Origin of the sequence: Streptomyces sp. C (genome assembly GCF_000158895.1) — a bacterium.
GTDB classification, from domain to species: Bacteria; Actinomycetota; Actinomycetes; order Streptomycetales; family Streptomycetaceae; genus Streptomyces; species Streptomyces racemochromogenes.
Genome location: NZ_GG657750.1, coordinates 2,352,795 through 2,361,457 on the forward strand (window position 1 = coordinate 2,352,795; position 8,663 = coordinate 2,361,457).

Sequence of the window (8,663 nt, forward strand, 5' to 3'; positions counted from 1 at the left end):
CCTACGCCGAGGCCCGCCAGAACGGCATCCGCGCCGCCTACGCCAAGATGGCCACCGGCGACCGCAGCAGCGCCTGGAAGCGCACCGTGATCCCGACCAAGGGCGGCGGCCAGGCCGAGGTGGACGTCCTCGTCGCGAAGCCCGAGATCAACCTCGTCTGGCTCCAGCTCCGCGAGGCCGGCAACGTCTACGCGGACGTCCCCGACAGCCTCCACGGCCTGTGGGACGGCCGCGTCCCGCACCTGGAGTCGGTGCTCGCCTCCGGCTCCCCCGTCCGGCACGGGTTCACGTACACCAAGGACCAGGTCGTCCGGACCATCGAGGGCATCCTGGAGCGCTACCGGCCCACCACCATCCGCGCCCAGGACCCGACCCCCGGCCGGTTCCAGGACAGCAAGCGGTACACCGACCACCAGGACCACTTCTACGGCGCCCGGTTCGCGCAGATGGCCACCGCCGCCTACGCGCAGGAGGTCAAGGACCGCCCGCACTTCGCCGTGCAGAACTACATCGGCTACTTCAACGGCTCGCTCCCCAGCGCCCTCGACCCCGGCGAAGCCAAGGAGAAGCTGGACATCCTGGACACCTACGCCTGGCTCGACAAGGAGAACCACTGCGGCAGCGAGGCCGGCTGCGGCGACCTCAAGGTCGCCGACCACCCCTCCGGCAACCGCTGGACGCAGTCCATCAACTACGCCCGCGGCACCAGCACCTCCTGGCTGGCCTCCGACGCCGAACACGGCCTGTGGGCCTTCAAGGTGCTCGACGGGCAGGTCGCCGTCTGGCACCGCACCGGCCTGATCGGCAGCTGGACCGGCCCCCGCCTGCTCCCCGGAACCGGGATGGACCAGGGCATATCCACCGTCACCCTCAAGGACGGCCGGATCGCCGCCTTCGGCACCCGCACCTCCTTCGGCGACAAGCCGGCCGACTACCTCCGCGAGGTCGTGTACGCGGTCCAGCAGGCCCCCGGCTCCGGGGAGTTCGGCCCCTGGCAGTCGCTCGGGACGCCGGAGGGCGCCGACGACACCTGGACCTCCGACATCAGCGCGCCCGCCGTCTCCGTCGACGGCACCGGGGCGCTCGCCGTGTACGTCCGCGACGGCGCCTCCACCCTGCGCGGCCGCGTCCAGCGCCCCGACGGGGAGTGGGGCCCGTGGGACTCCCTCGGCGGCTCCGACCTGCACGGCACCCCGGCCACCGCGACCGACGGCGCCGGGCGGCGGATGGTCTTCGCCGCCACCACGAAGACGGTGACGGCCTGGGCGCAGCCGGAGCCCGGCGCCCCGCTGGGCCCGGCCACCCCCACCGGGCTGCCGGACACCACGCTCCCGCTGACGGCGCAGGGGCGCGAGGGCGGCGTACGGCTGCTGTTCCGCAAGCCGGGCTCGGGCAACGTGCGCTCCGCGCTGGTGACGGCCGACGGCGGCCTCAAGGCGGACGCCCTCACCGACCTGGGCGGACTCCAGGGCTACGGCCCGGTAACGGCGAGCGGGCACGTGCTGGCGGGCCGCTCGGCGGGCGGGCAGCTGGGCTCGGACGTCGGCCCGGGCGAGGCGTGGCAGCGCTCGCCGCTGATGTTCGTGGGGGCCCCGTCCAGCACGATGACGGGGAAGAACCTGGTCAGCCTGGCCGTGGTCGGCCTCGACGCGAGGCTGTACGTCACCTCCTCGGCGGACGACGCGAACGCGTACCTCGCGCCGTGGCAGCCGGTGGGCCCGCGCAACACCGGCCCGTAGCCGGCCACCGGCCCCGTAGCCGGCCACCGACTCACAACCGCGTCCACGATCCGGGCGGTTCGGCACCGACCCGGCACCGACAGGGCACAATCACATCCGGTCGTTTTCGGAAAAGTGTGCGTCATCGGCGAAATCGGTGAACCAACTCCCCCGATTTGGCCTCTCACTGACTGCACAGCGGTTCTTCCTGCCCGAAGCGACCTCAAGAGGCCGTGACCATGCCCCTTTCCCGCCGCCGCTTCCTCCTCGCGGCCGTGCTGCCCATGCTGACCGTGGGCGCCTCCGGTGTCCTCTCCATCGCCTCCGGCCAGCAGACCTCGGCCGAGACCGCCGACGGGAAGGGCCCGGCCGCCGCCCTGCCCGCCAGCACCACCTCCGGCACGGTCGTGCAGATCGTCGCGCACCCCGACGACGACCTGTTCTTCATGAACCCCGACCTCAGCCGCTCCCTGCTGGCCGGGATCCCCGTCACCACCGCCTACCTCACCTCCGGCGAGGCCGACGGCCGCAACGAGGCGCGCGGCGGCGAGGCCAAGGACCCGGAACAGCCCGCCGACCGCGCCCAGTACGCGGAGGCCCGGCAGAACGGCATACGCTCCGCCTACGCGGAGATGGCCACCGGCGACCGCACCAGCGCGTGGAAGCGCACGGTCATACCCACCGCCGGCGGCGGACAGGCCGAGCTCGACGTCCTCGTCGCCCGCCCGCAGGTCAACCTGGTCTGGTTCCAGCTGCGCGAGGCACGCAACCCGGCCGCGGACAACCCGGACAGCCTGCGCGGCCTGTGGAACGGGCGGATACCGGCGCTGGAGGCGCAGCTCACCACCGGCACCCCGGTCAAGCAGCAGTTCTCGTACACCAAGGACCAGGTGGTCCGGTCGATAGCCGGGATCCTGGAGCGGTACCGGCCGACGACGATACGGATGCAGGACCCGACGCCGGGACGGTACGCGGACACCGGCAAGTACACCGACCACCAGGACCACATGTACGGCGCCCGCTTCGTGCAGGCCGCCACGGCCCTGTACGCCGAGCAGGTCGCGGACCGGCCGCGGTTCTCGGTCCAGAACTACCTCGGGTACCACAACGGCACCCTCCCCCACGCGCTCGACCCGCAGACCGCCGAGACGAAGACCGGCTTCCTGAAGACGTACGCCTGGCAGGACCGGGCCGACTACTGCGGCGGTTCCCCCTCCGGCTGCGGCGACCGCAAGGTGGCGGGCAGCCCCACCGGCCGCAACTGGGCCCAGTCGCTGCGCTACGCCCGCGCCGACACCTCCTCCTGGCTCACCGAGGGCACCCCCGGCCGGCTCTGGGCCTTCGCCGTGCTGGACGGGCGGATGGCCGTCTGGAACCGTGACCGGGCCGGGACCTGGACCGGCCCCGCCCTGCTCCCCGGCACCGGCATCGACCCCGGCGCCACCGCCGTCCGGCTCCCCGACGGCCGCGTCACGGTCCTCGCCACCCGGACCACCCTCGGACCCCGGCCGGCCGACTACCGGCGCGAGGTGGTGTACGCCGCCCAGGCCGCGCCCGACGGCCCGTTCGGGGCGTGGCAGTCGCTCGGCACCCCGGAGCCGGGCGACGAGCCGGGCACCTCGGCCGTCAGCGCCCCCGCCGCCGCCGTCGACGCCGAGGGCCGGCTCACGGTCTACCTCCGCGACACCCGCCGCACCCTGCGCGCCCGTGTGCAGCAGCCGTCGGGGGCCTTCACGGACTGGCAGCAGCTGGGCGGCGAGGACCTCCAGAGCGACCCGATAGCCGTCGTCGACTCCGCCGGCCGGCGCCACGTGTACGCCACCACCACCAAGTCCGCCCTGGCCTGGACGCAGCCCGCCCCCGGCGCCCCGCTGGCCGGGCCGTACCCGACCGGACTCCCCGCCACCACGGTCCCCCTCTCGGCGGCCCGGGACGGCGCGGGCGTCCGGCTCTACTTCCGCCGCCCCGACTCCGGGGTGGTGCGCAGCGCCCTGGTCACCGCGGGCCCGGGCGCCCCGCAGGTCTCCAGCGTCTCGGAGTCCGGCGGCCGGGCCGGCTACGGCGCGGTCGGCGTCGCGGGCCGCTCGGTGACGGGCCGCGCGGACTCCGGCACCGTCGCCGCGACCACCCTGGGCGGGCCGCCCGCCTGGACGGAGTCCCGGATGCTGTACGCGGGCGCCCCCTCGGCCGTCCTCGACCCGTCCGGCACCACGACGACAGCGGTCCTGGGCCTGGACGCCCAGCTCCACACCACCACCGGCCGCCCCACCACCCCCGCCCCCACCTGGCACCCGGCGGTCCTCCTGCCGCCCACCTGACCCGCCGATATCCTGGGAGGAGCATCGGGGGCTTTCCGCTTTCCCGTCCCGGAGGGCAGCACGATGATCCGGCACCGCCACCTCACGCTCCTCGCCGTCCCGCTCCTCCTCTCCCCGGCCGCCGCCGCCCTCGCCTCCCCGGCGTCCGCGGCCCCGCTGCCGGCCGCCTCGTGCGAACTGGTCGCGACCGGGCAGGGCGGGAGCGGCCCGTACACCCTGGTCCTGGAGGGCTTCGAGCCCAACCAGTCCGTCACGATCAACGGCCCGCAGGGCAGTCAGCGCACCCGGGTCGGCGACGAGGGCACCCTCGACAAGCAGGGCGCCCGCTACGGCAAGTACAGCGTCAGCTCCAAGGGCCACCGCATCGGCTGCCTGACGCCGCCCCGGCAGAAGCCCGACGGCGGCAAGCAGGGCAAGGTGCAGGTCACCAAGGTCGAGGTCATCACCCTCACCAAGCCGGGCACGGCCATCGACTGCACCAAGCCGAGCAGGGCCGAGTTCGACGGCAAGATCACCGGATCGGGCAACGGCAAGGTGTCCTACTACTGGACCTACGCCTCCAGCAGCGAACCCTTCGGCTCGGGCACGGCCACTTTCGGTCCCGGCGTCGAAAGCGTCTCCCTGCTCAAGGTCATCGATTTCCCGCCGTCGGTGAACGGCGTCTCGCCGAGCGTCTTCGTCACCCTGCACGTGGGCAGCCTGTCGGCCCGCAGCGATCAGGTGACACTGACCTGCGCCAAGCCCTGAAGGACCGGAAGACCACCGGGCCCCCGGTCACCGACCGGGGGCCCGGAGCAGCGGCTCAGCCGGCGCCTACAGCACCGGGAGGTTCTTGCGGAGTTCGAAGGCGGTGACCTCGCTCCGGTACTCCTCCCACTCCTGCTTCTTGTTGCGGAGGAAGAAGTCGAAGACGTGCTCGCCGAGGGTTTCGGCGACCAGTTCGCTGCGCTCCATCAGGGAGATGGCCTCGCCCAGGTTCTGCGGGAGGGGCTCGATGCCCATCGCGCGGCGTTCGGCGTCGGAGAGGGCCCAGACGTCGTCGTCGGCGCCCGCCGGGAGCTCGTAGCCCTCCTCGATGCCCTTGAGGCCCGCCGCCAGGAGGACGGCGTAGGTGAGGTACGGGTTGGCGCCCGAGTCGATCGAGCGGACCTCCACCCGGGAGGAACCGGTCTTGCCCGGCTTGTACATCGGGACGCGGATCAGGGCCGAGCGGTTGTTGTGGCCCCAGCAGATGTACGAGGGGGCCTCGCCGCCGGAGCCGGCGGTGCGGGAGGAGCCGCCCCAGATGCGCTTGTAGGAGTTGACCCACTGGTTGGTGACCGCCGCCGTCTCCGCGGCGTGGCGCAGCAGGCCCGCGATGAAGGAGCGGCCGACCTTCGAGAGCTGGTACTCGGCGCCCGACTCGTAGAAGGCGTTGCGGTCGCCCTCGAAGAGGGACAGGTGGGTGTGCATGCCGGAGCCCGGGTACTCGGAGAAGGGCTTCGGCATGAAGGTGGCCTGGACGCCCTGTTCGAGGGCGACCTGCTTCATGACCAGGCGGAACGTCATGATGTTGTCGGCCGTCGAGAGGGCGTCGGCGTAGCGGAGGTCGATCTCCTGCTGGCCCGGGGCGCCCTCGTGGTGGCTGAACTCCACGGAGATGCCCATGGATTCGAGCATGGTGATCGCCTGGCGGCGGAAGTCCATGCCCACGTTCTGCGGAGTGTGGTCGAAGTAGCCGGAGTTGTCGGCGGGGACGGGGCGGGTGCCGTCCAGGGGCTTGTCCTTCAGCAGGAAGAACTCGATCTCCGGGTGGGTGTAGAAGGTGAAGCCCAGGTCGGAGGTCTTGGCCAGGATGCGCTTGAGGACGTAGCGCGGGTCCGCGAAGGACGGGGAGCCGTCCGGCATCAGGATGTCGCAGAACATCCGGGCCGTCCCCGGTGCCTCGGCGCGCCACGGCAGTATCTGGAAGGTCCCCGGGTCCGGCTTGGCGATCATGTCGGACTCGTAGACCCGGGCGAAGCCCTCGATCGCGGAGCCGTCGAAGCCGATGCCCTCGTCGAAGGCCTGTTCCAGCTCGGCGGGGGCGACCGCGACGGACTTCAGGAAGCCCAGCACATCGGTGAACCACAGGCGCACGAAGCGGATGTCGCGCTCCTCGAGCGTCCGGAGGACGAATTCCTGCTGCTTGTCCATGCCTTCATCCTCGCAGTTCAGACGATCTGTGCACCACCACCCCAAAGGGACGGGGGGCGCAGCCGGGCCCGTCCAGTATCGCCAGTGGTGGTTTCCGCCACATTACGCACCCCTGGAGGCCGATGGCACCCCCGCTCTGACCCAGGGCCCGTCATGAGCATTACCATCAGCGCCCATGGGGGGCTGGGAGCACACGCGGAGCGGACGCCACGGGCGCCCCTTCCGGCGTGCCGTCCTCGTGCTGCTGGTCGCGGCCGGGGTGGCGGCGGGCATGGCCTTCCTGTGCGTACGGCCGGCGGCGGAACCCGGACGGGTGCACGCCGGACACGGAGCGCACGCCGGACACGGAGCGCACGCCACCTGCGTGTCCCCGTACGACCTCCCGGGCTGCTCCCCCCTCTCCCATATGACCCCCGCCGTGCTGCCCGCCCCGCCGCCCGCCGCGGCCCTGCCCGGGGGCGGACCGGTACCCGCCGCGCGCCCGGGCGCGGCCGCGGGGCCGGTGCGGCCGCCCGGCACCCTCGCGCGCGCCCCCGGCCTGCACGTCCTGCAAGTGCTGCGGACCCTGAGCGCTCCGGCGCACCTCACGGCATCACGGCACCACCCCCACACCCCCCTCAGCAGAAGGAATCAAGGGCACATGGCCAGCAGGACGTCACAGCAGAACTCCCGCCAGCAGCGCATAGCCGAGATGCGCCGCGCCGAGCAGTCGCGCGAGCGGCGCAACAAGTTCCTCGCGATCGGCATCTCCACGGCGATCGTCGCCGGACTCGTCGGTTTCGGGGCCTGGGTGCTGATCGACCAGAAGCAGAAGGAGAAGGACGAGGAGGCGGCCCGCAAGGCCCCCGTCTCGGGCGAGCAGACCTGGGACGCGAAGAAGCTCGGCCGCAACCACGTCGAGACCCCGGTCAAGTACGAGATGAACCCGCCCGTCGGCGGTGACCACCACCCGCGCTGGATGAACTGCAACGGCGACGTCTACAAGAACGCGGTCCCCGAGGTGAACGCCGTGCACTCGCTGGAGCACGGCGCGGTCTGGGTGACGTACAACGAGAAGGCCGACAAGGCCGAGGTCGACAAGCTCGCGGCGAAGGTCGGCAAGACCCCCTACACGCTGCTGAGCCCCGTCAAGGAGCAGGCCGGGGCGATCATGCTGAGCGCCTGGGGCAAGCAGTTGACGGTGGACAAGGCGGACGACCCCCGCGTGGCGCAGTTCTTCACCAAGTACGTGCAGGGCCCGCAGACCCCGGAGCCGGGCGCGGCCTGCACCAACGGGCTGGGCGACAAGTGACCCGTACGTACTGGGCGGCGGGCGCGGCGGTCGTGCTGGCCCGTGCTGTTCGCGGTGGGGGCCACGGTCGCCACCGCGAACGGCCCGGACGGCCGCGGCGACCGCGCCGCGCCGGCCGCGCCCGCCCTGTACTCGCCGGACGCCGGCTTCGCCCGGGACATGGCGGTGCACCACCAGCAGGCGGTGGAGATGTCCTTCATCGTCCGCGACCGCACCCAGGACGAGCCCGTGCGCGGGCTCGCGTACGACATCGCGAACACCCAGGCCAACCAGCGCGGCATGCTGCTGGGCTGGCTGGACCTGTGGGGGCTGCCGAAGGTGGTCGCCGACGAGCCGCCGATGTCCTGGATGCAGGCCGGCGAGGGGCACGGCGGGCACGCGGGGCACGACGCCGCCAAGCCCGGGGCGCTGATGCCGGGCATGGCCACCAAGGAGGAGCTGGAGCGGCTCGGCGCGGCGAACGGCCGGGACGCGGAGGTGCTGTACCTCCAGCTGATGACCGACCACCACAAGGGCGGCGTCGCGATGGCCGAGGGCTGTGCCCGCCAGTGCGGCACCCCGGCGGAGAAGGCGCTGGCGCAGGGCATGGTCGAGGCGCAGCAGTCGGAGCTGAAGCTGATGGAGGACATGCTCCGCCGGCGCGGGGCCGCGCCGCGTTAGGCGGCCCGCAGGACCGCCCGGGCCACCTGGTGCGGGCGGTCGAGCATGACCAGGTGCCCGGCCGGTGCGGCGACCTCGAAGCGGGCGCCGAGCGCGTCGGCCAGGGCCGCCTGGCGGCCGAGCCAGCGCGGGGCGGGGCCGCCGGGCGGGCCGTCGTGGCCGGCCAGGACGGTGGCGGGGGCCTTCAGCGGGTGCTCCGCGCGCAGGGCGAGCAGCTCGGCGGCGGTGTCCGGGTAGCGGGAGTTCTCCAGGAGGGCCCCGCGCCAGACCCGGCCCGTGCGGTAGCAGCGGCGTACGAGGTCCCGCGCGGCCGGGTCCCCGGCCCGGCCGGCCCGGGAGGCCCGTACGGCCGCGCCCCGCAGCGCGGGCCCCAGCGCGGCGGGGAGCCCGGCGGCGGTGACGGCCCGGCCGAGGGTGCGGGCGGCGCCGGTGCGCAGCGCGGCGGGGAGCAGCGTGCGGGGGGCCTCCTCGACGCTGGAGTCGACCAGCACCAGGGCGGCG

General features: G+C 73.3%; 5 protein-coding genes and 2 pseudogenes. 5 read left to right on the forward strand and 2 right to left on the reverse strand.

Annotated features, from left to right (window positions below; genetic code table 11):
- The 3 genes from SSNG_RS10410 to SSNG_RS10420 form a co-directional block, all read left to right on the forward strand.
- Positions 1 to 1,739 (forward strand): hypothetical protein (locus SSNG_RS10410; RefSeq protein ID WP_007263782.1); only part of this gene is annotated, 1,739 nt, incomplete at its 5' end.
- A 218-nt stretch (positions 1,740 to 1,957) separates the two neighbouring features.
- Positions 1,958 to 4,036 carry a PIG-L family deacetylase gene (locus tag SSNG_RS10415; protein ID WP_042803252.1) on the forward strand — a complete coding sequence of 693 codons (2,079 nt, stop codon included), beginning with the start codon at positions 1,958 to 1,960 and terminating at the stop codon, positions 4,034 to 4,036.
- Positions 4,037 to 4,099: 63 nt separating this feature from the next.
- Complete coding sequence (locus SSNG_RS10420) at positions 4,100 to 4,783, forward strand: hypothetical protein (protein WP_042800841.1); 684 nt, start codon at positions 4,100 to 4,102, stop codon at positions 4,781 to 4,783.
- Positions 4,784 to 4,849: 66 nt separating this feature from the next.
- Here the strand turns inward: SSNG_RS10420 and SSNG_RS10425 are convergent, their stop codons facing one another.
- The gene (locus tag SSNG_RS10425; RefSeq protein ID WP_007263785.1) at positions 4,850 to 6,211 is read right to left on the reverse strand and encodes a glutamine synthetase family protein; all 1,362 of its coding nucleotides are present in this window, start codon (positions 6,209 to 6,211) and stop codon (positions 4,850 to 4,852) included.
- 640 nt (positions 6,212 to 6,851) lie between these two features.
- Here SSNG_RS10425 and SSNG_RS10430 point away from each other — a divergent pair.
- Both SSNG_RS10430 and SSNG_RS10435 read left to right on the forward strand, forming a co-directional pair.
- Positions 6,852 to 7,502 carry a DUF3105 domain-containing protein gene (locus SSNG_RS10430; RefSeq protein ID WP_007263786.1) on the forward strand — a complete coding sequence of 217 codons (651 nt, stop codon included), beginning with the start codon at positions 6,852 to 6,854 and terminating at the stop codon, positions 7,500 to 7,502.
- Positions 7,475 to 8,162 (forward strand): annotated as a pseudogene (locus SSNG_RS10435) (DUF305 domain-containing protein). Before SSNG_RS10430 ends, SSNG_RS10435 begins: the two are co-directional and overlap by 28 nt.
- Here SSNG_RS10435 and SSNG_RS10440 read toward each other — a convergent pair.
- Positions 8,159 to 8,663, reverse strand: a pseudogene (locus SSNG_RS10440) (alpha/beta hydrolase); the annotation flags it as partial. The pseudogenes SSNG_RS10435 and SSNG_RS10440 sit on opposite strands and share 4 nt — an antisense overlap.

Excerpts from the sequence above, each read along its gene's own strand:
- SSNG_RS10415 (WP_042803252.1), top strand. The coding sequence starts at position 1,958 with ATGCCCCTTTCCCGCCGCCGCTTCCTCCTCGCGGCCGTGCTGCCCATG.
- SSNG_RS10420 (WP_042800841.1), top strand. The coding sequence starts at position 4,100 with ATGATCCGGCACCGCCACCTCACGCTCCTCGCCGTCCCGCTCCTCCTC.
- SSNG_RS10425 (WP_007263785.1), bottom strand. The coding sequence starts at position 6,211 with ATGGACAAGCAGCAGGAATTCGTCCTCCGGACGCTCGAGGAGCGCGAC.
- SSNG_RS10430 (WP_007263786.1), top strand. The coding sequence starts at position 6,852 with ATGGCCAGCAGGACGTCACAGCAGAACTCCCGCCAGCAGCGCATAGCC.